Origin of the sequence: Amycolatopsis echigonensis, assembly GCF_014174495.1 — a bacterium.
Classification (GTDB): Bacteria; Actinomycetota; Actinomycetes; order Mycobacteriales; family Pseudonocardiaceae; genus Amycolatopsis; species Amycolatopsis echigonensis.
In genome coordinates, this window is sequence record NZ_JACJHR010000003.1 from 21,912 (window position 1) to 43,089 (window position 21,178).

Consider the following 21,178-nt stretch of genomic DNA (forward strand, 5'->3'; position numbering starts at 1 on the left):
GGACCAGCCCGTGCACCGCCGTTCCCCCAGCCGTTTCCGTACGCGCGCCCGGCTGGCGGCGGCGACGCTGGGAGCGCTCATGCTGGCCGGGTGCACCAGCGGGCCCTCCGTGCGGCCCGCGGTGATCGACAACGACGGGCACACCACCACCGCGCCGCCCCCGAGCAGTGCCGGGGTGCCGTTGCCGCCGCTGGCCGAGCCCAAGAAGTCCAGCCTGCGGTGGGCCAACTGCGACGCGGACACCCGGCAGCGGATGGCCGCTCCGGCGCTGCCCGATTCGCTGCACGTCAGCTGTGCGCGCATGACGTCCCCGCTCGACGCGCCCGAGGACACGCAGCATCTGCTCGCCCGCATCTTCGTGCTGAAGGCGGGCGACGGCCCGATCCCGCTCGTGGTGGTCAACGACGTCGGCGGCGAGCCCGGCTCGCTGTTCGCCGCGCGCCTGGCGACCCGCCTTCCGCCGGAATTCCTCAAGAAGTTCTCGCTGATCGGCATGGACCGGCGCGGCACCGGGCTGTCCGGCGGAGTGCAGTGCGTGCCGCTGGAAGTGCGCTCGGACCTGCTGGGCGCGGACCCGGCGGAGGGCGGCCTCGGCGAGGTGCTCGACGCGGCTCGCCGCGCCGGCCAGCAGTGCGCGCTGGACCTCGACACCGCGCAGACCGCGCTGGACAGCTGGCGCACGGCCGGGGACCTCGACCAGCTGCGCACCCAACTGGGCCTGGACCGGCTGAACGCGCTCGGCCGCGGGGACGGTTCGAAGGTGCTTTCGGAGTACACGGTGCGTTACCCGGCGCAGGTCGGCCGCATGGTGCTGGACGGCATCCCGGACCCGGGCGCCGACCGGGCGGCCGTGCTCGACGCGGTGGCCGCTGGCGCCCAGACGACGTTCGACGCCTTCTCCGCGGACTGCGCCGCCCGCAACTGCCCGATGGGCGATGCGAAGGTCGCGCTGAAGGCGGTGACCGACCGACTCCGGACGTCCCCTGTGGACACTGACGACGGCGTGACGATGAGCCCGGGCGTGGCGACCTACGCGGTGTACCAAGGGCTCGCCGACCGTTCGAACTGGCCTGCCCTCGCCGACGCGCTGAACGCCGCGAAGAACGGCGACGTCACGGCACTGGCCGGCTTCGCCGACCCGATCGTCGCGGACGTCCGCGGCCGCACGTCGCGCATCGGCGGCACGATCGCGACCCGCTGCAACGACACGACCACCCGGCTGCCCGCCGATCAGCTGGACCGCACGGCGGCGGGCATGCGCGCGAAGTACCCGCAGTTCGGCGCGGCCGTCGCTCAGGAACTCGCGTGGTGCGGCGCTTGGCCCGTCCGCCGCGAGGCTCTGCCTCCCGCCGGCGCGCCAGGTGCGCCGCCCATTCTGGTGGCCGCGACCGCCACCGATCCGGTAACGCCGCAGGTCGGCACTACCCGGGCGGCGGACCAGCTGCCCAGCGCCGTGACTGTCACGTGGCAGGGCGTCGCGCACGGCGCGGTCGGCCAGTCCCCCTGCGTCACCGCCGCCGCACAGTCCTTCCTGATCGACGGCAAGGTGCCGGACAACGGCACTCTCTGCCCGGCCTAGGGATCGACCCGGCGAGCGACCGGTATTCCGCCAGCGCCTTGCGGTCTCCGCGGCGCATCGGCCGAACGGTTCCCTCTCGCCGAGAAATCGCCGCCATCCGACCAGCAATCGGCTGATCCGGCCGAGCAATCCCCGCTGAGGTCTGAGGTGGCGGGATCGGGGCTGTCCCGCCGAAGTCGTTGCGAACACTCAACCAGTATCTCGAACACGTGTTCGAACGCGCATCACTCGACCCAGTGGGATCCACTCCCTCATCTGAGACCGGAAATCTCACGAGGAGTGCCGAAAACCTCAACAGCGCACCGAATTTCGCCATTCGCAATCCGGAACGCACGCGCGACCGAGCAACGCGGCCGACACAGCGGCGGCTGAACCCGACCGTCCTAACGCGACACAGCGGGACTGGCAGCCGCCCAGGCCGCCTCGATCATCCGGAAGACCTCGTCCACCGCGGCCTCCGGATCAGCCGCCTCGCGGGCCACCGAATAGGCGTCGACCACGAACCGCGCGATCGCCCGGCACGCCGTCGGAGTCCGCCCGAGCCCGGGGTCGGCCGCCATCGCCGACGCGAGCGACTCCGCGTGCCGCAGCCGCATCGATTCCTCGTACTCCCGCAGCGCGGGCGACCCGTCGATCATCCGCCAGACCGGCGCGACGCTGTCCGCGGTGCAATGTCGCACCAGCGCCTGGATTTCCTCCCGCAACGCCGGGATCAGCGACTCCGCCGACGCCCGCCGCTCGACCGCTCCCCGCAGGCTCTCTTCGAAGTTCGAGTCCTGTTCGAAGACCAGCGCTTCCTTCGAAGCGAAGTGCGAAAAGACCGTGGTCACCGCGACGTCCGCCTCCGCTGCGATGTCCCGGATTCCCACCTCGTCGTACCCGCGCTCGAGAAACAGCCGAAGCGCGGTGTCGGCGATCTTCCGGCGGGTCGCAGCCTTCTTGCGCTCGCGCCGCCCGGACGGCTCAGTCATCCGCGGATGCTATCAGCCACAAAACCTGGCCGGTTACCAAAAGCTAACAGTTAGCTCTTGATGGAGACGGGAGACTACTGCCGGTAGCCCTCGACCTCGCTCACCGGCCGGACCGAAGCCTCGTCCGGGTCGTCGTCGAACTCGACCCGGGCCCGGCGCTGCCGCAGCAGGTCCCAGCACTGGTCGAGCTCCTCCTCGGCCCGGCGCAACCGCTCCCGGTCGTCCGAGGACAGACCGGTCCCGATCGCCCGGTCCCGCAGCTGTTTCTCCTCCGCGATCAGCTCGTCGATCCGTCCCAAGATCCCGTCAGCCACGTCAACCTCCATAGAAGCGTCGGACACCCACCAGGACGCTACCGTGGTCCGGGGAATTCCCCACCTGGCTCGTTCGTTGGACCACTCATGAGCACAGTGGAACTGACCGCGGACAATTTCGACCAGACCGTGACCGACAACGAGTTCGTGCTGATCGACTTCTGGGCGAGCTGGTGCGGCCCGTGCCGCCAGTTCGCGCCGGTGTTCGAGAAGGCCTCGGAAAAGCACAGCGACATCACCTTCACCAAGGTGGACACCGAAGCCGAACAGCAGCTCGCCGCGGCGTTCGACATCCGCTCGATCCCGACGCTCGCCGTGATCCGCGACAAGACCCTCATCTATTCCCAGCCCGGCGCCCTTCCGGAAGCGGCGCTGGAGGACCTCATCCGCCAGGCCCGCGAGGTCGACATGGACGAGGTGCGCAAGGCCGCCGCCGCGCAAGAAGCCGAGCAGGCCTGAACGAGCCGCTACAGGCGCACACCCCGGGGAACACGAAGGCCCGGCACCCGCCAGGGTGCCGGGCCTTCGCAATGGTTCAGGACCGGGTGACGAGCCCGCGCAGGAAGAACGCGAGGTTCGCCGGCCGCTCGGCCAGCCGTCGCATGAAGTAGCCGTACCACTCGTCGCCGCAGGGCACGTACACGCGCATCGTCTTGCCTTCGCCGGCGAGCCGCTTCTGTTCCTCGGGCCGGATGCCGTACAGCATCTGGTACTCGTGGTCGCCGGCCGTACGGCCGGCGTCGGCGGCGAGCTTGCCGGCGATCGCGATCATCCGCGGATCGTGCGAGGCCACCATCGGGTAGCCCTGCCCGGCCATCAGCACGCGCAGGCAGCGCACGTAGGACTTGTCCACCTCGGACTTGTCCTGGAACGCCACCGATTCCAGCTCGGCGTAAGCGCCCTTGCACAGCCGCACCCGCGATCCGGGGCCGGAAAGCTCGCGGCAGTCCTGCTCAGTGCGGTGGAGGTAGGCCTGCAGCACCGCGCCCACCCACGGGTACTCGGCGCGCAGCTCGCGGAGGATGCCGAGCGTCGAGTCCGTGGTGGTGTGGTCCTCCATGTCGAGCGTCACCGTCGCGCCGACCGCTTCGGCCGCCGCGCAGATCTTCCGCGCGTTCTCGAGCGCGACGCCTTCGCCGTCGCCCGGCAGGAACTGCCCGACCGCGGACAGCTTCACCGAGACGTCCGCGCCCTTGGCCAGGCCCTGTTCGGACAGCGCCGTCAGCAACTCCTCGTACGCCTGCACGGTGGCGGTGGCCTGTGCGGCGTCCGTGGTGTCTTCGCCGAGGTGGTCGATGGTGATCTTCCGGCCGTCGGCGGCCAGTTCCCGTGCGACGCGCACGGCGTCGGCGGTAGCCGAGCCGGACACGAACCGGCGCACCACGGACCGGGTGACCGGCACCGCTTCGATCAGCGCACGCATCCGCTGCGAACGAGCGGCGGCGAGCAACGGGGCACGCAGCATGGCGGTGTCTCCTTCTCAGCCCTGGTGCGGGTAGCGCACGGAGGTCGGCGGCACGAACGTCTCCTTGATCGAGCGCGGGCTCGTCCAGCGGAGCAGGTTGAAGACCGAACCGGCCTTGTCGTTCGTGCCCGAGGCGCGCGCCCCGCCGAACGGCTGCTGGCCGACGACCGCGCCGGTCGGCTTGTCGTTGACGTAGAAGTTGCCCGCGGCGAACCGCAGCGCCTGCGAAGCCTTCGCGACGGCCGCGCGGTCGTTCGCGATAACGGCACCGGTCAGGGCGTACGAAGCGGTCTCGTCAACCAACTGCAGCACAGAGTCGAAGTCAGCGTCTTCGTAGACGTACACCGACAAGATCGGACCGAAGTACTCGGTGCTGAAGATCTCGTGCTTCGGGTTCGTGGACACGAGGACGGTCGGCTGCACGAAGTAGCCGACACTGTCGTCCGCTTCGCCGCCGACGAGGATCTCGACCTCGCTGTCGTTCTTAACGCGCTCGAAGAGGGCAGCGTGCTTGTCGAAGGCGCGACGGTCGATCACTGCGCCACCGAAGTGCGACAGGTCGGTGACGTCGCCGTAGCTGAGCGCGGCGGTCTCGGACGCAAGGCCGTCCTTCAGCTGCTCCCAGACGCTGCGCGGCACGTACGCCCGCGAAGCAGCGGAGCACTTCTGGCCCTGGTACTCGAAGGCTCCGCGGACAAGGGCGGTGCGAAGCACGTCGATGTCGGCCGACGAGTGCGCAAGCACGAAGTCCTTGCCGCCGGTCTCGCCGACGAGACGCGGGTAGCTGCGGTAGCCGGCGATGTTCGCGCCGACAGTGCCCCACAGGTGCTGGAAGGTCGCGGTGGAGCCGGTGAAGTGGATGCCCGCCAGGTCGCGGTGCGTCAGCGCGACCTCGGAGACGGCCTTGCCGTCGCCCGGCAGCAGGTTGATCACGCCCGGCGGCATGCCGGCCTCTTCGAGCAGCCGCATGGTCAGGTGTGCGGCGAAGCTCTGCGTCGGCGACGGCTTCCACAGCACGGTGTTGCCCATCAGGGCGGGCGCAGTGGGCAGGTTACCGGCGATGGCGGTGAAGTTGAAGGGCGTGATCGCGTACACGAAGCCCTCGAGCGAACGGTGCTCCATCCGGTTCCACACGCCGGGCGAGCTGGCTGGCTGCTGGTCGAGGATGCTGCGGCCGAACGCGACGTTGAAGCGCCAGAAGTCGGCGAGCTCGCACGCGGAGTCGATCTCGGCCTGCGTCGCGGTCTTCGACTGGCCGAGCATGGTGGCAGCGTTCAGCGTCGCGCGCCACGGGCCGGTCAGCAGGTCAGCGGCACGCAGCAGGATGGCCGCACGGTCGTCGTAGGACAGCGCGCGCCACTCCGGAGCGGCCTTCGCGGCGGCGGCGATCGCGTCGGTCGCGTCCTGCTTCGAAGCGCTCTGGATGGTGCCGAGGACGTGGCTGTGGTTGTGCGGCTGGACAACGTCGATCTTCTCGCCGCCGCCCGCGCGCTGCTCGCCGCCGACGGTGACCGTCAGGTCGACAGGAGCGGCCTGACCCAGCTTCTTCAGCGCACCCTCCAGCTCGGCGCGCTCGGCGCTGCCCGGCGCGTACGTCAGCACCGGCTCGTTTTTCGGGGCGGGGGTCTGGGTCACGGCGTCCACGGCGGCTCCCTCGTTGGCTTACACGTCGGTTGCCCGAAAGATAACTCCGCGCGGCGTTCAGGGGTTTGTTCAAGCGGCTAGAATCGACCATATGGTTTTGTCCGATCGGCCTATCCGGTGACAGCCGCCGAACCGTTCGCCGGCGCCTCGCTGCGGCACGTCCTCGCCACGCTCGGCGAACCGCTCGTGCGGGTGCTCGTCGCGCCGCGCGGATTGGGCGTTCCGGTGCAGGACGTGGTGATCCTCGACCCCGAGGATCCGCCCGAACCGCACCCCGGCGACCTCGCCCTGGTGATCGGCGCGCGGGGCCGGTCGGCGGCCGCGGCGATCCGCGCGGCCGGACGCGCCGGAGCGGCTGCGGTGGCGGTGAAGGGCGAAGGCGGCACGGACGTCGCGGCGGACGCTGGCGTCGCACTGCTCACCGTCGGCGCGGAGGCGCGGTGGGAGCAGGTCGAGGCGCTGGCGCGCGGGGTGGTCGACGCGGCCCGAGCAGGCGGCGAGGCGGAAACCGGCGAGGTGCTCGGCGATCTCTTCGCGCTGGCCCAGACGGTCGCGACGCTCACCGGAGGCCTGGTCAGCATCGAGGACACCGCGAGCCGCGTGCTGGCGTATTCACGAGCCGGGGACGAGGTCGACGAGCTGCGGCGGTTGTCGATCTTGGGCCGCGAAGGGCCGGAGCGGTACCTCGCCATCCTCCGCGAATGGGGCGTCTACCAGCGATTGCGGGCCGGCGAAGGAATCGTGCGCGTGGACGAACGCCCGGAGCTGGGCATTCGCCGTCGCATCGCCGCCGGGATCCACGCGGGGTCGCAACCGCTCGGCACGATCTGGGTGCAGGAAGGCGCGCAGCCGCTGACCGAGCAGGCCGAGGTCGCGCTGCTCGGCGCGAGCAGAACGCTTGCCCCGCAACTGATCCGCGCACGAACGCTGCCCGATCCGCAACTTCGGCTGCGCGAGGATCTGCTGGCCGGGTTGCTGGAAGGGCGCGTCGACGCCGAGTCCGTCGCGGACGACATCGGTGCGGATCCGGCGCGCCCAGCGCAGGTATTGGCGTTCACGCTCTCTCGGCAGCAGTCGACCGCCGCTTCGGACCGGTTGCTGCGCCGGGCCGAATTGGTGCACCTGATCGCCGTGCACACGGCAGCCTACCGGCGGACCGCGCTCGTGAGCGTGCTCGGCGGCCGCGTGTATGCGTTGTTGCCGGATCTGCCGGAACACTCGGATGCCGCGGTGCTCGCGTTGGCGAAGGAAATCGTTGGGGCGGCACAGAAACATCTCGACACCCCGGTCCGCGCGGCGCTCGGCGGGATCGTGCCGAGCCTGTCGGACGCGGCGTTGTCGCGCGGCGATGCGGACCGGGTGCTGATGGCGATGACGCGCGGGCATTGGCCGTCCGACGTCGCGTCACTGGCTGATGTCCGGGCTGACGTGCTGTTGTCGGAAGTGTTGGCCTACTTGGGAGATCAGCCCCGACTGCGCGATCCGCGGATCGCGGAACTGCGCGCGCACGACGCCGATCACGGCGACATTCTGGTGCCCGCAGTGCTGGCGTACCTGAACGCTTTCGGTGACGTCCGCACGGCCGCACGCTCGCTGAACATCCACCCGAACACCGTGCGCTACCGGGTGCGGCGGGCCTCGGAGGTGTCCGGCATCGACCTGACTGATCCGGCTCAGCGGCTGCTCACCGAATTGTTGCTGCGACTGTAAATCAGGTGCCGCGAGGGGGTGTGATCGCTAACGTGCCGTCGTGGACCTCTTCTTCCGCTCCTGGAACGCACTTCAGCACGCCGTCAGGTCGCTGGAAGACGGGCAGTGGCTGGTCCCGTCCGGCTGCACCGGCTGGCTGGTGCAGGACCTGGTTTTCCACCTCGTCATCGACGCGCAGGACATCCTGATCACGCTCGCGACCCCGTCGGAGGCAGAGCCGACGCACACCGCCGCCGAATACTGGGAGCTCAGCACCGACCTGCCGACCGGCACGGAACCGGAAAGCCTCTTCACCCGCCGCGCGGCGGTCAGCTACGGCACCACCGCGTGGCTGGCGCACCACTTCGACGACCTGGCCCAAGCAGCGGGCCGCGCCGCAGCGCTCGCGGACCCGGCGTCGAAGGTCGAAACCCGCGACTACGTGCTGACGGTCGCGGACTACTTCGAGACCTACGTCGTGGAAGCCACGTTGCACCACTTGGACCTCGTTAGGAATCTGTCCGAAGTGGATGGTCCGGACGCAGACTGCCTGGCAGCGACCCGGCGGACGGTGGAGACCGCACTGGGTTCGCCGCTGCCGTCGGCATTGGACGACAAGAGCGCGCTCCTGGTAGCGACCGGCCGCCGTGCCGCGACCGATGAGGAAAAGGCGGCGCTCGGGTCGCTGACGGAGAAGCTGCCGATCGTCCTCGGCTAGACCGAAAGCCGTTCCGCCGCAGGCAAATCAGCAAGCCGAGCGAGTTCAGCGAACGATTCGACGCGCGCGGCCGGGTCGTAGGTACTGGTGCTGATGAGCAACTCGTCGGCTCCCGTCGCGGCGACCAGGTCCGCGAGGCGTGCGCCGACTTCGTCCGGAGTACCGCTGATCTGGCCGGCCAACGTGTCGTCGAGACGGCGGCGCTCCCGATCGGTCATCGGCAGGGCCAAAATCTCGTCCGCAGGCGAAAGCGGCGGGAACACGCCGTGGCTGCGCGAGTACACAGTGGACCAGGCCTCGGGAACCAGCAGCCGCCGAGCCTCCTCCGCGGTGTCCGCCACCGCGACCGCTGTCGACACGACGACATAGGGATCGTCCACATCGGACCTGAACGTTTCGCGGTACCGAGCGATCGCCTCCGCCATCGCACGCTGGCCATGCGCCGGAGCGATCACCAGCGGCAACCCGAGCCCGGCGGCGAGATCCGCGCCCGCACCGGTCGCGAGCAAGAACACCGGCAGCGACAACCCTTCGGCCGGGATCGCGTGCACCCCGTCCTGCTCGCCGCGGAAGTACGCGAGAAGCTCGCGAATCTGGCCGTCGAAGCCGTCTGCCGCGTCCTTGCCCTGCCCGAGCGCCCGCCGCACCGGCTCGATGAACCCGACCGAGCGGCCGATCCCGAGGTCTATCCGCCCAGGGAACAACGACTCCAGAACCCCGAACTGCTCAGCAACCACGAGCGGCCGATGATTGGGCAACATCACGCCCCCGGACCCGACCCGGATCCGAGATGTCGCGGCCGCGACGGCCGACGCAAGCACCGCAGGCGCGGACCCGGCGACTCCAGGCACGCCATGGTGTTCGGAAACCCAAAACCGGTGGTAGCCGAGCGCTTCGATGTCCCGCGCGAACGCGACGGTGTCCCGGATCGCCTGCGCGGTCCCCCGCCCTCGCCGCACGGGCGACCTGTCCAGCACGGAAATCGGAACGTCCACGCTCACGGCAACGTCAACCGCACAGCCCGAATTCCCGCCCCGCTGTCCGTGAAGGGCCCCTTCACGGACTTGGATTCCCTCAAGGAGCCCTTCACGGACCGCCACCGCCGCCGCGACGCACCCCATGCGGCGTTCGGCACGTCAGATGCACCCAACGCCACATTGGGCCGCCAAAACCCAGCCCGCGAACCCCACGCAACCACTCACCCCAGCCGCGCCCCCCACTCACCAAACCGCCGCCAACGCACCCAACCAACCAAGCACCCACACCACCCCCGCACCCCGATACGAAGCCCAAAACACGGCGCGGGGGTGCTTGTCAAGGCATCTTTCCCGCCTTGACAAGCACCCCCGCGCCGTAGTCACACTCAGCTTCGGGGTGCCCCCACGCAACCCACCGCAATGTCGCCGCCAGGCGACGAGCCGTCCCTCAGGGCCTCCACCGCTCGCTGTAATCCGGATGGTCCGCATACGGCAACGCCAGCAACCGCAACGTCAAACACCAATTCGATCCGGCCTCGTCCGCGGGCACATGGCACGTCTCGCACCAATACTCGCTGCCGTACAGCGGAAACCCGGGCACCTTCTCCGACACCGTGGTCCGATGCGCGAGCATGATCCGCCGGGTCGCCTCGATCTCGTTGATCATCTGGTTGACCACGTCGAGTTCGAGGTCGCCGAGAGAACGGACGCGCTCCTCCAGCCCGACCTTGGCCTCGCCGCGGGTGAGCGGCTCTCCGGCTTTGCCCTTCTGCACCGCTTGCATGATCAGCGCCTGCCGCTGTCCGACGCGCGCGGCGAGGAACGCGATCAGGTCGTCCACGACGTCTCCCTCCTCCGGTCCCGGCAATAGTCGCACCTCGACCCCGGCGCGTTACCACCCAGCGGCGCCTTCCATGGTAATCGGCGGCAGAAAACTCAGCTTTACCTGCGGAAACGTGCACAAAACCCGGTACCATGTTGATCACCCAGAGTGATCACACCCGGCGATCGAACGGTCACGCCTGGTCCGGTCGGGCCTTGCTCGGCTGCACCCGCTTCGGCTCGCCGGGCATCTTCGGGTAGTCCGGCGGGTACGGCAGTTCCGCGCCGCCGAGGTCGCGGTCGTCGCGCTCGTACCACTCCAGCAGCGTCTCCAGGCCGAACGCCTTCTCGTCCATCGGCGCGTGCAGGTCCCCGTGCTCGGCGAGGAAACCGGGGACGGTCAGCACGTCGAAGTCGTCGGGGTCGACGTCGGCGAGCAAATCCCAGGTCAGCGGCGTCGACACGGTCGCGCGCGGAGTGCCGCGCACCGACCAGGACGAGGCGACCGTCCGGTCCCGCGCGGCCTGGTTGTAGTCGAGGAAGACGCGGCCGCCGCGTTCCTCCTTCCACCACGACACGGTCGCCTTGTCCGGGATCCGCCGTTCGACCTCGCGGCCGAGCGCGATCACCGCGTGCCGGACCGCGATGAAGTCCCATTCCGGGCGGATCCGCACGAGGACGTGCACACCGCGGCCGCCGGAGGTCTTCGGGTAGCCGGTGAGCCCGGCGTCGGCGAGCACCTCGCGGACGACGCCGGCGACCTCGACCGCGTCGGCGAATCCGGCGCGTTCCGGCGGGTCGACGTCGATCCGCAGTTCGTCCGGGTGGTCCACGTCGGAGCGGCGGACCGGCCACGGGTGGAAGTCGAAGGTGCCGAGGTTCGCTGCCCAGGCGAACACCGCGGGTTCGGTCGGGCAGACCTCGTCGGCGGTGCGGCCGGACGGGAAGGCGATCCGCGCGGTCTCGAGCCAGTCCGGCGCACCCTTGGGCACGCGCTTGGCGTAGAACCACTCTCCGGTGACGCCGTCGACGTAGCGTTTCAGCGTGGTCGGCCGCTCGCCGATCGCGCGCAGCAACGGGTCGGCCACGGCGAGGTAGTACTCGACCACCTGCCGCTTCGTGATGCCACGCTCGGGGAAATAGACCTTGTCCGGGCTCGACACCCGGACGGTGCGCTCCCCCACCTGGTACTCGACCGGATCGCCGTTTTTGGCCATGCGGTCACCGTAGCCGCGAGTGCCGTACCGTGGCGGCGTGTCCGGGAGAACCAAGCTGATCGTCGCCTTGGCCGTGCTAGCCCTTCTCTGCGCCGCCGCGCTGTGGCTGCCGATCCCGGGACCGGCGCAGCTGCGCACCTGGGCCGCGGAGACCGGATCGATGACTCCGCTGGTACTCCTCGTGGCTTATTCGCTGCTCACCGTCGCGCCTATCCCCCGCACGGTGTTCAATCTGGCCGCCGGTTTGCTCGTCGGCAGCGTCACCGGAGTGCTCATCGCCTTGGCGGCCACCACGATCGCCGCCGCCCTGGCGTACGGGCTGGCCCGGCTGCTCGGCCGGGATCTGATCCTGCGGCATCTGCACCGCGCGCCCGTGCGCGCGGTCAACGACCGGCTCGCCGACGGCGGCGTGCTCGCGATCACATCGCTGCGGTTGATCCCGGTCGTCCCGTTTTCGGCGATGAACTACCTGTGCGGCGTTTCGTCCGTGAAACTCCTTCCGTACCTTGCCGGAACGGCGCTCGGGAGCGTCCCCGGCACCATCGCGGTGGTCGTTTTCGCGGACGCGCTGACCGGCGACACGCCGCCCGCTTTGCTGGCTTGCTACGCGGTCTTCGCGGTGCTCGGTGCGGCAGGATTGGTGCGGGTGCTGCGGAAGCGCGTCCCCGCCGCCGAGCCGGAGGCTCCCGTACCGTCTGCACCGGCTGGCTGACGGCGGGCAGGTACTTCCGACCGCTACACTCGTTCGGGTGCGCGAGGGGTATCCGCGCTGCGCATGACCACGATCACGGGACTTTCGTCAGGAGCGGGCGTCATCGACACCGGGCAGCTGATCGCGGGGCACTACCGCCTCGTCGAGCACATTGGTAGCGGTGCCATGGGCGTGGTGTGGCGCGCCGTGGACGTGCGCCTGGAGCGGTCCGTGGCGATCAAGCAGATCCTGCCGCAGCCGGGCGTCTCCGAGGCCGAACGCGACAACATGCGCCAGCGCGCCATGCGCGAGGCGAAGAACGCCGCCCGCTTCCAGCACCCCAACGCGATCGTCGTGTTCGACGTCGCCGAGCACGGCGGCGACCCGTGCCTCGTCATGGAGTACCTGAACGGCCCGAGCCTGTCCGCCGTGCTGGCCGAAAAGGGCACGCTGCCGGTCGGCCAGGTCGCGCGGATCGGCGAGCAGGTCGCCGCGGCGCTCGTGGCCGCGCACCGCGCCGGGATCGTGCACCGGGACGTCAAGCCCGGCAACATCCTCATCGACGAAACCGGCACCGCGAAGATCACCGACTTCGGCATCTCCCGCGCGGCCGGCGACATGACGCTCACCCAGACCGGCCTCATCGGCGGCACCCCGGCCTACCTCGCGCCCGAGCTGGCCCGCGGCGCCGACCCGGTGCCCAGCTCGGACGTCTTCGCCCTCGGCGCGACGCTCTACCAGGCGATCGAGGGACAGACCCCGTACGGCAACACCACGAACCAGCTCGCCCTGCTGTACGCGGCGGCGAACGGCCAGGTCAACCCGCCGACGCAGGCCGGGCCGGCGACCGCGTTGCTGATGAGCCTGCTGCGCAGCGAAGCGTCCGAGCGGCCGAGCATGGCCGAGGCACGGGAGCGGCTGGCCGCGCTGGCGACCGGGGAACCGGCTCCGCCGCTGCAACTGCTGTCGGGCAATCGCGGTCCGGGGAGCAACGGGTCCCGTCCGCCGTGGGCGCGCACAGCGGCTCCGGCAGCTGCTGCTGCGGCTGCGCCGAAGACACCGTCGAACCCGCCGCGCACGCCGACCGCGGCGTTCATGCCGATGGGTGCGCCTTCGCGTCCTGCGCCCCAGCCGAACACTCCGCCGCATCCGCAGCCCGCGGTGCGGCCGACGCCTACCGCTGCCGCGCCGAACTACTCCGGCGCCGGGTCGGGCGAGCGGGTTTCGGCTGCCGCGGCGCGGAAGAAGAAGATGGCGTTCCTCGCCGGCGGGGCCGTGGCGGTCGTCGCGGTGGCGTTGGTGGTGTTCCTGGTGCTGAGCAGCAGCCGGGACAAGGGCGGGGCTTCGTCGAACGCGCAGCCGCCGGCGCCGACCTCTTCCGCTCCGGCGACTCCGTCGAGCACGCCGAGCTCCTCCGCGCCGCCGGTCAAGTCCAGTGGCAACGTCGAGTGGGGGCCTGCGGGCCAGCTAGCCGTGAACTTCTACCAGAACGCCGGGTCGCCCACTGCATGGGCGATGCTGACCCCGTCGGCGCAGGCGGCCTTCGGCGATCAGGCCGCTTTCGCCTCGTACTGGGACCAGAACAAGCTGAGCGGTTACAAGAATGCCAGCGTTTACAAGCGCCAGAACAATCCGGACGGTTCCGCCGACGTCCAGATCACCCTCACCCCGGAGGGCGGCGCGCCGATGCAGAAGGTCGTGCAGGTCGTCGCCGGACCCGACGGCACGCTGATGATCAATTCCGATCCGCGCCTCGGGGGCGGTACTCCCGCCCAGTGACACTCGCCGCAGAGGTGGGTACGGCAGGCCGAATAGCCTACCGTTGAGGCATGGCCGAGAACGGAGCTCTGCCGCCGGGCTGGAATCCTCGGTTTCACGAGGATCTGGTCGGGCTCGATCCGTACGACCCGGAGGCCCGCGCGTTCGCCGCCCATCTCGACCGGATGGAGCGCACCGGGCCCACTTTCACCGTCGAGGCGTGCTTGGACCAGGTCGCCGACTTCGCTGAGTCCAGCAGCCGCACCGGCGGGCTCCGCTACTGGGTGTCCGCGCTGGTCGCGGTGCTGATCGTGCTCGGGCTGCTGGTCACGGCCTGGGACATCGCGCTGCACACGGTCGCTTTTCTCTCCAGGTAACGTGGGAAGGGTGAAAGGTATGAAACCCGTCGTCGGCACCACTCCGCGCGTGGTGAAGTCCGACCAGGAATGGCGGGAGCAGCTGGCCCCCGAGGAGTACGCGGTGCTCCGGCAAGCCGGCACCGAACGGCCGTTCACCGGCGAGTACACCGACACCAAGACCACCGGCGTGTACGAGTGCCGGGCTTGCGGCGCGGAGCTGTTCCGCAGCGACACGAAGTTCGAAAGCCACTGCGGCTGGCCGTCGTTCTACGACCCGGCGGACTCCGACGCGGTGCTGCTGCGCGAGGACCGCACCATGGGCATGCGGCGCATCGAGGTGCTGTGCGCCTCGTGCCACAGCCACCTCGGGCACGTGTTCGAGGGCGAGGGCTACCCGACCCCGACGGACCAGCGGTACTGCATCAACTCGATTTCCCTGAAGCTCGTCCCGGAATCGGGCGACTGACGCCCGGGTCCCCGGAAACCGCCCTTCCCGTCCCGGGGAGGGCGGTTTTTCGTCCGGCGGCAACCCCGGGCGGGCGGGTAGCGTGGACTCTTCATCCGGAGGGGGTCCGTGATGGAGTGGACGTTCGAACGCGCGATGCCTGCCGCGCTGATCCTGGTGCCGGCGCTGGTCTGCTGGTGGTTCGGACGGCGGACGGCCGCCCGGCTGCACCAGGGCAGGCATCCCGAAACCCGGCTGACGTCCGCGGCTCAGGTCGCGTTGTTGACGAACGGCCCGATCCGCGTCGCCGAAACGACGGTCGCCTCGATGCTGGAACGAGAGCAGCTGCGCGCGGACTCCGCGGGACGGCTGTACCGCACGCCGACCCAACCGTCTGACGCGCTGAGCCGGGAAGCCGCCGAGCTGACCGGGACGGGCGCCGGGATCGCGACCGTTCTGCGCGGTCTCGTCGGGGGCGACACGGTCCGCGAACTAGTCGAGGACCTCACCAAGCGCGGCCTGCTCGTTGACGGCCAGGCACTGCAGAGGGCGTGGAAGTGGACCGCGATCGGAGAAGCGGTGCTGGCGGCGGCCGGAGCGGCGGCGTTCGTCGGCGGGCTGAACGGTTATGTGCTGATTTCGGTGCTGCTGCCGGGATGGTTCGTGGTCGCCGCGCTGTCCCGTCGCCGGGCTGCGCGGCGGATCCGGCCGACCGACGCCGGACGCAAAGCAGCTGAAGCCGCGTGGCCGGACCAGAGCCTGATCAGCGGTCTGGCGGGAAGTGTCGCGGTCGGTGGGCTTTCGAACCATCCGGATCGCGAGCTGCGGGTCGCGCTGCTCCGCGGACTCCCGGCGACCCGACAGGCGCGGGCGGCCGTCGCGGGCACCGGCGTCGCGGGCGGGTCCGCCGGAGCAGCGGGGTACTGGGCCGCCGGGGCGAGGTGCGGGTCCGGCCGCGGCGGCGGGAACAGCTGAACCGGGAACTAACCGGACATCAGCTGCGTCAGTTCTGCCGACAGCCGCCGTCGACCGGCCGGTTAGGGTTCCGCTAACGCTGAGAAGAGGGGGAAGCCGTGGACGAACCGTGGGGCATTTCGGGCCCGCAATTCCTGCTGATCTACGGTCTGGCGCTGGCCGTCGTGCTGCTCGTGCAGCTGAGCTGGCCGGCCATCGCGCGGTCCCGGCAGCGAAACGCGCCCGCCACCGTCGAGGCGCCGCTGGTGCAGCCGGACGTCTACCAGCTCGCCTACCTGGCCGGCGGTGCGGACCGCGCGATCGACACCGCGATCGCGACGCTGCTGGAACAGGAACTGCTGCGGGTGAGCAGCAAGGGCAAGCTGAGCGCGATCGGCAAGCGACCGGCGCGCAAGGGGCTGGAGCGAGTGGTGCACGACGCCGCTCAGGGCGGCACGTCGACTGTCGCCATGGTGCGCAAGTCGCCGTCGGTCCGGCCGGAAGCAGACAAGATCCGCGAGGACCTCGAACGGCGTGGGCTGCTCGCTGCTGGCGACGGACTGGACGGCTTCCGCGTCGGCATTGTGGTCGCGTACGCGGCGCTGCTGCTGATCGGCATCGTCCGCGCGGTCAACGGAGCACAGCTGGGCCGGCCGATCGGCGGCCTGGTCGGACTGCTCTTCGTGGCCGGGAACCTGACATTGATCGCTTACACAGCACGAAAGGGCTCAAAGACGTCCCGTCCGACCGACGCGGGCCGCTCAATTGTGGCGCGGGCCCGAGAAGACGCGAAAGCTGCTGAGGAACGGCCTGAGGAGTTCGCCGCGACGAACCGGAACGGCGGTGGAGCGTTGCTCGTCGGGGCCGCGGCGGCGGTAGCGCTCGGCGGGATCGCTCTGTACCCGGACGAGGAGATGAGCACGGCGCTGCTCAGCGGCGGCGGGAGCACCTGGGCCGGGGGCGGCGGTTCGAGCGGCGGGTCGTCGTGCGGCGGTGGTTCCTCGTGCAGCAGCGGGTCTTCGTGCGGCGGAGGCAGCAGTTGCGGCGGCGGAGGCGGCTGCGGCGGATAACCGGGGGCGTTAGTCACCCGGACTGAGGAAGGAGACGTCGTGCATGAACCGTGGGGAATCTCCGGCCCGCAGTTCCTGGCGATCTACGGATCCGCGCTGGCCTTGACGCTGGCGGTGCAGCTGGTTTGGCCGCGAATCGGACCGAGAGCGCCTGCGGACGTACACCGGCCGCTCGACGTCTACCAGCTCGCCTACCTCGCTGGCGGCCACCACCGCGCGGTTGACACGGCGATCGCGGCATTGCTGGAGCGCGGGCTGCTGCGGGTCGACACCCGGGGTCAGCTCACCGCTGTCTCCGGATCGCCGACCGGGCCGGTTGAGCAGGCGGTCTACACGGCAGTGCAAAACCGGCCCCAGACGACCGCCCGGCTGCGCGCGGCGGAAGCGGTCTCCGCTCCGGTACGCGGCATCGGGAACGAACTGCGCCAGCGCGGCCTGGTCGCGGTCGCCTCCGCTCGCTTCGCGATGGGAGTGTTTTTGGTGTATGCCGCGCTGTTCGTGGTCGGGTTGGTGCGCTCGGCGAACGGCTCTGCGCTGCACCGGCCGACTGCGGGGTTGAACGTGCTGCTGGTGGTCACTGCGCTTCTCGCGGTACTCACGGTGGCCAGCCGAAAGCGGCCGAAAGTCCAGCTGACCAAGGCCGGGCGCGCGATGGTCGCCGCGGTGCGGACGGACCCCGTGGCACAACGGGCGCAGGCCAGTGCGCTGCTGGTCGGTGCTGCTTCGCTGGTCGCGCTGGGCGGGTTCGCACAGTACCCGGACCATGCGACAAGCTTGGCGTTGAAGAGCGGCGCGGGAACGTCGTCCGGCGGCGGATCGTCCTGTGGCGGTGGCGGCGGTGGATGCGGAGGCGGAGGCGGGTGCGGTGGCTGACCGGCTGGGAATCGGCATCGGCTGGCGGCCGGAACTGGACCTGTCGATCGCGCGGCTGCCGGGCGTCGACTGGGTCGAGGTAGTCGCGGAGAACCTGCACGCCCCGCATCTGCCGGAAAGCCTGCTGGCACTGAAGGATCGCGGGATGCCGGTGCTGCCGCACGCGGTGTCGCTGTCGCTGGGCGGGGCCGAGCCGCTGGACACCGCGAGGGTGGAGCACCTGGCCGAACTGGCGAGGGTCCTCGACGCGCCGCTGGCCAGCGACCACGTGTGCTTCGTCCGCGCGGGCGGGCTCGACTCCGGGCATCTGATGCCGCTGCCGCGCACGCACGAGGCGCTGGACGTCCTGGTGGACAACGTCCGGCTGGCACAGTCCATTGTGGACGTCCCGTTGGCGCTGGAGAACATCGCGGCGCTGCTCGAGTGGCCGGAAAGCGAGCTGGCCGAGGAACAATTCCTCACCGAGCTGACCGAACGGACCGGCTGCCTGTTGATCGTCGACGTCGCGAATCTGTACGCGAACGCGCGCAACGTGGGCACCGATCCCGTGGCGTTCCTGGACGGGATTCCGTGGGAACGGCTCGCGTACGTGCACATGGCGGGCGGCGTGGAGCGCGACGGCGTTTATCACGACACGCACGCGCATCCGGTGCTGCCCGAGGTGCTGGATCTGCTCGCCGAACTGCGTCGGCGCACCGATCCGCCCGGCGTTCTCCTGGAGCGCGACGACGACTACCCCACCGATTCCGAACTCGCTGCCGAACTGGTCGCGCTGCGGACCGCGGTGACGCTGTGAGCCGGGAAGAACTGGCGGCTCGGCAGGCTGCGTTGCTGGACAGCCTGTTGACTGGGGCCGAGGCGCCGTCCGGGTTCGATGCGTCACGGTTGCGCGTCGAGGCGGACGTGCTGCTCTCGAAGCGGCGGCGGCTGGTGGCATACCTGCGGCCGGACCTTCCTGAGACGTTGGGCTCGCGGTACCGGCCGTTGTTCGATGCGTACGCGGCGGAGTGTCCGAAGACGACTTCGATCCGGGCACGCGAGTATGCCGACGCATTCGCGGAGTGGCTCGTCGCCCGCGGTGACCTGCCCAAACCTCGCCGCAGGTGGTTCCGGCGCTGAGCCTGTCCGGTTTTTGTCGGTGGTGCTGGCTACGCTGACGACATGCCCGGTTACGGCGGGAGTTATCACGTACGGGCCGGGGCGCAGGAACTGGCTGACTCACCGGACTGGATGGTGCCCACACGAGACCCGCGGCACTCGCGAGACCGGCGCAGCGCTCGCGAGACCCATAGCGCTCATCTGGCTGGCGACACCACACGAGACCCGCAGCACTCGCGAAACGGGCAGCACTCGCCTGACTGGCGATACTGGCCGCACTCGCGAAGCCGACAGTGCTCATCTGACTGGCGAGACCACACGAGACCGGCGCGGCACTCCCGCCCTGACGGCTCCCGCGAGCCCAGCCCAGCCCAGCCCGTGGGTATCCGCACGACCAGCGCGGCCACCCCACAGCCCTGGCGACGCCTACGAAACCGGCTGGGGCACGACCGGCGACCACACCGCCGTGTCCGCGCCGGGCTGGTGCGTCGGGTGGTCCCAGTGCGGCGGCGCGCCCGGCAGGTCTCCGGCCATCCGCACGCGGGTCATCCGGCCGAAGTCGCTGTCGACCGTCTCCAGGAGGTCCGTGTAGTCCACTTCGGACGGTTCCGGGTCCTTGCGGCCCAAGGAATCCAGCCACCGTCCGGTGCCCGCAAGGGAAAGCCGGGCATGCCAGGTGCCGCCGTCGGTGACGGTGCGGCGGATCGCCGTCATGATGGCGGCGGCGGTCAGCCAGCCGGTGGCGTGGTCCAGCGCTTGCGCGGGCAGCGGAACCGGTGCATCCGTGGCGTACTCCTCGGCGATGCCGGACGACATCTGCACGAGGCTGTCGAACCCGCGGCGGCGGGCCCACGGGCCGGTCCAGCCGTAGGCCGACACGTCCGCTACCACGAGGCCGGGCCGTAGTTCGGCGAGTTGTTCCGGGCCGAAGCCGATCCGGGCGAGTGCGCCGGGACGGAACGTCTGGAGCAGGACGTCCGCGCGGGCGATGAGCTTCTTCAGCTTCGCGCGGCCGCCTTCGGTGTCGAGCGCGATGAACGCCGAGCGCTTGCCCTGACCAGTGTCCATGGTCAGCACCGGGATTCGCGGCAGGTGCGCGGCACCGACGTGCAGCACGTTCGCGCCGTGCGCGGCCAGCACGCGACCCGCGACGGGTCCGGCGAGCACGTGCGTCAGCTCCAGCACGCGGACGCCGCCCATCGGACGGTCCGAGTCGAACAGGGTGCGCTTCGGCGCGTCCCCGATGCGGTTCAGCTCCACCAGCGGCAGTTCCGCGACTGCCTGGCCTTGCGGGTGCGCCAGCCAGTCCTCGCGCGAGCGCATCAACGCTGCCGCGCCGCCCGCGGTCACCACGGCGGATTCGACCTCGGCCACGGATTTCCCGGCCACGGCCTTGGTGACCGCTTCACGGGTCGCCGGGACGCCGAGCGCCCAGCAGACCGCCGCCTCATGCCGGGTGGTGTTGCAGTGCAGCTTGATCCAGCCGTCGGCGGCGCGGTAGTCGCCCGCGATGCGGCCCCACGGGCTCGGGCCGGGCTCGCCGTCGATGCGCAACAACTGCTCGCTGCGGAACGCGGCTGCGGCGTGCCGGGTGTCGACCGACACCGTGCCCGGGTCGATGCCGCGCAACCGCAGCAGTTCACCGGCGGACAGGGTGGCCGCAGCGATGCTGGCGCTCGCCATCGCGGGCACCCGGAAATGTCCGGGCAACACGGATTCGTCGCCGGTCAGGGACACGGCGGGCAACGGTTCCCCGGCGAGCGACTGCCAGGCCCCGGCGAGTACGTCCTGCACCGGCGGTTACGGCAGAGCCGCGACGAGTTCGGCGGGCGGCACCTTCGTGCCGGTGTAGAACGGGATTTCGACGCGCACGTGGCGACGGGCCTCGGTGTTGCGCAGGTGGCGCATCAGGTCGACGATCCGGTGCAGCTCGTCGGCTTCGAAGGCGAGGATCCACTCGTAGTCGCCGAGCGCGAACGACGCGACGGTGTTGGCGCGCACGTCCGGGTAGTCCCGCGCCTCCTTGCCGTGGTCGGCCAGCATCTTGCGGCGTTCCTCGTCCGGAAGCAGATACCAGTCGTAGGACCGGACGAACGGGTAGACGCAGACGTACTTCCGCGCCTCCTCGCCGGCCAGGAACGCGGGCACGTGGCTCTTGTTGAACTCGGCGGGCCGGTGCAGCGCGGTCTGGCTCCAGACCGGCGTGGACGCGCGGCCGAGCGGCGTGCGCCGGAACCCGGTGTAGGCGGCCTGGACCTGCTCGATCTCCTCGGCGTGCCACCAGATCATGTAGTCCGCGTCGGCACGGAGGCCGGACACGTCGTACACGCCCCGGACGACGACGCCCTTGGCCTCGAGCCCGTCGAGGTACTCGGCCGTCTCACGGCCCGCGGCGCCGCGGTCCTCCCCCAACTTCCCCGGTTCGATCCGGAAGACCGACCACGTGGTGTAGCGGATCGTGTCGTTGAGTTCGTTGTAATTCAGCCGCGCCATGACTCCATCCTGGCACTGTCCGCCCGGCGATCGCCATGGGG

At 70.3% G+C, this 21,178-nt stretch carries 22 protein-coding genes; 13 read left to right on the forward strand and 9 right to left on the reverse strand.

The window, feature by feature from the left end; translation table 11 throughout:
• Positions 1-79 precede the first annotated feature (79 nt).
• A complete protein-coding gene (locus tag H5411_RS03025; RefSeq protein ID WP_183122988.1) occupies positions 80-1,579 on the forward strand; it encodes an alpha/beta hydrolase in 1,500 nt (499 codons plus the stop codon).
• 383 nt (positions 1,580-1,962) lie between these two features.
• Here the strand turns inward: H5411_RS03025 and H5411_RS03030 are convergent, their stop codons facing one another.
• Positions 1,963-2,550, reverse strand: a complete 588-nt coding sequence (locus tag H5411_RS03030; RefSeq protein ID WP_183122876.1) for a TetR/AcrR family transcriptional regulator — start codon at positions 2,548-2,550, stop codon at positions 1,963-1,965.
• Positions 2,551-2,624: 74 nt separating this feature from the next.
• Positions 2,625-2,864, reverse strand: a complete 240-nt coding sequence (locus H5411_RS03035) for a DUF2630 family protein (RefSeq protein ID WP_101434634.1) — start codon at positions 2,862-2,864, stop codon at positions 2,625-2,627.
• Positions 2,865-2,951: 87 nt separating this feature from the next.
• On the opposite strand from H5411_RS03035, the gene trxA reads away from it, so the two are divergent.
• Entirely contained in the window at positions 2,952-3,323 is a 372-nt protein-coding gene (trxA, locus tag H5411_RS03040) for a thioredoxin (RefSeq protein ID WP_101434635.1), read from the forward strand.
• A 76-nt stretch (positions 3,324-3,399) separates the two neighbouring features.
• On the opposite strand, the gene H5411_RS03045 is transcribed toward trxA, so the two are convergent.
• Positions 3,400-4,329 carry a proline dehydrogenase family protein gene (locus H5411_RS03045; protein ID WP_183122877.1) on the reverse strand — a complete coding sequence of 310 codons (930 nt, stop codon included), beginning with the start codon at positions 4,327-4,329 and terminating at the stop codon, positions 3,400-3,402.
• A 15-nt stretch (positions 4,330-4,344) separates the two neighbouring features.
• A complete protein-coding gene (gene pruA / locus H5411_RS03050; protein ID WP_101434637.1) occupies positions 4,345-5,973 on the reverse strand; it encodes an L-glutamate gamma-semialdehyde dehydrogenase in 1,629 nt (542 codons plus the stop codon).
• A gap of 117 nt (positions 5,974-6,090) precedes the next feature.
• On the opposite strand from pruA, the gene H5411_RS03055 reads away from it, so the two are divergent.
• Together H5411_RS03055 and H5411_RS03060 are read left to right on the forward strand one after the other, a co-directional pair.
• On the forward strand, positions 6,091-7,683 hold the full coding sequence (locus tag H5411_RS03055; protein WP_183122878.1) for a PucR family transcriptional regulator: 1,593 nt from the start codon (positions 6,091-6,093) through the stop codon (positions 7,681-7,683).
• A 40-nt stretch (positions 7,684-7,723) separates the two neighbouring features.
• Positions 7,724-8,380, forward strand: a complete 657-nt coding sequence (locus tag H5411_RS03060; protein ID WP_183122879.1) for a maleylpyruvate isomerase N-terminal domain-containing protein — start codon at positions 7,724-7,726, stop codon at positions 8,378-8,380.
• Here H5411_RS03060 and H5411_RS03065 read toward each other — a convergent pair.
• The 3 genes from H5411_RS03065 to H5411_RS03075 all read right to left on the reverse strand — a co-directional run bounded on the left by H5411_RS03065 (position 8,377) and on the right by H5411_RS03075 (position 11,396).
• Positions 8,377-9,381: an MsnO8 family LLM class oxidoreductase gene (locus tag H5411_RS03065; RefSeq protein ID WP_183122880.1), complete on the reverse strand. Its 1,005-nt coding sequence runs from the start codon at positions 9,379-9,381 to the stop codon at positions 8,377-8,379. The genes H5411_RS03060 and H5411_RS03065 overlap by 4 nt on opposite strands.
• 424 nt (positions 9,382-9,805) lie before the next feature.
• Positions 9,806-10,198, reverse strand: a complete 393-nt coding sequence (locus tag H5411_RS03070; protein ID WP_037713305.1) for a DUF6221 family protein — start codon at positions 10,196-10,198, stop codon at positions 9,806-9,808.
• Between the two features lie 175 nt (positions 10,199-10,373).
• On the reverse strand, positions 10,374-11,396 hold the full coding sequence (locus H5411_RS03075; protein WP_183122881.1) for a DNA polymerase domain-containing protein: 1,023 nt from the start codon (positions 11,394-11,396) through the stop codon (positions 10,374-10,376).
• 37 nt (positions 11,397-11,433) lie between these two features.
• Between H5411_RS03075 and H5411_RS03080 the strand changes: the two genes are divergently transcribed.
• The 9 genes from H5411_RS03080 (at position 11,434) to H5411_RS03120 (ending at position 18,665) form a co-directional block, all read left to right on the forward strand.
• Positions 11,434-12,108 (forward strand): TVP38/TMEM64 family protein, encoded by a 675-nt coding sequence (locus H5411_RS03080; protein ID WP_183122882.1) that lies wholly within the window; start codon positions 11,434-11,436, stop codon positions 12,106-12,108.
• Between the two features lie 63 nt (positions 12,109-12,171).
• Entirely contained in the window at positions 12,172-13,866 is a 1,695-nt protein-coding gene (locus H5411_RS03085; protein WP_183122883.1) for a serine/threonine-protein kinase, read from the forward strand.
• Positions 13,867-13,916: 50 nt separating this feature from the next.
• Positions 13,917-14,222 carry a hypothetical protein gene (locus H5411_RS03090; protein ID WP_101434643.1) on the forward strand — a complete coding sequence of 102 codons (306 nt, stop codon included), beginning with the start codon at positions 13,917-13,919 and terminating at the stop codon, positions 14,220-14,222.
• Between the two features lie 19 nt (positions 14,223-14,241).
• The gene (gene msrB / locus H5411_RS03095; RefSeq protein ID WP_101434644.1) at positions 14,242-14,670 is read left to right on the forward strand and encodes a peptide-methionine (R)-S-oxide reductase MsrB; all 429 of its coding nucleotides are present in this window, start codon (positions 14,242-14,244) and stop codon (positions 14,668-14,670) included.
• A gap of 111 nt (positions 14,671-14,781) precedes the next feature.
• Positions 14,782-15,624, forward strand: a complete 843-nt coding sequence (locus H5411_RS03100) for a TIGR04222 domain-containing membrane protein (RefSeq protein ID WP_183122884.1) — start codon at positions 14,782-14,784, stop codon at positions 15,622-15,624.
• A gap of 98 nt (positions 15,625-15,722) precedes the next feature.
• Entirely contained in the window at positions 15,723-16,673 is a 951-nt protein-coding gene (locus tag H5411_RS03105) for a TIGR04222 domain-containing membrane protein (protein ID WP_183122885.1), read from the forward strand.
• Between the two features lie 39 nt (positions 16,674-16,712).
• Positions 16,713-17,546 carry a TIGR04222 domain-containing membrane protein gene (locus H5411_RS03110; protein ID WP_183122886.1) on the forward strand — a complete coding sequence of 278 codons (834 nt, stop codon included), beginning with the start codon at positions 16,713-16,715 and terminating at the stop codon, positions 17,544-17,546.
• Positions 17,539-18,342 carry an MbnB/TglH/ChrH family RiPP precursor modification enzyme gene (locus H5411_RS03115; protein ID WP_183122887.1) on the forward strand — a complete coding sequence of 268 codons (804 nt, stop codon included), beginning with the start codon at positions 17,539-17,541 and terminating at the stop codon, positions 18,340-18,342. The genes H5411_RS03110 and H5411_RS03115 overlap by 8 nt, the downstream gene beginning before the upstream one ends.
• Complete coding sequence (locus H5411_RS03120) at positions 18,339-18,665, forward strand: hypothetical protein (protein ID WP_183122888.1); 327 nt, start codon at positions 18,339-18,341, stop codon at positions 18,663-18,665. The genes H5411_RS03115 and H5411_RS03120 overlap by 4 nt, the downstream gene beginning before the upstream one ends.
• 405 nt (positions 18,666-19,070) lie before the next feature.
• Here H5411_RS03120 and H5411_RS03125 read toward each other — a convergent pair whose 3' ends face one another.
• Positions 19,071-20,438 carry a CoA transferase gene (locus H5411_RS03125; RefSeq protein ID WP_183122889.1) on the reverse strand — a complete coding sequence of 456 codons (1,368 nt, stop codon included), beginning with the start codon at positions 20,436-20,438 and terminating at the stop codon, positions 19,071-19,073.
• A 6-nt stretch (positions 20,439-20,444) separates the two neighbouring features.
• The gene (gene hemQ / locus H5411_RS03130) at positions 20,445-21,137 is read right to left on the reverse strand and encodes a hydrogen peroxide-dependent heme synthase (protein WP_009075643.1); all 693 of its coding nucleotides are present in this window, start codon (positions 21,135-21,137) and stop codon (positions 20,445-20,447) included.
• Positions 21,138-21,178: the final 41 nt, after the last annotated feature.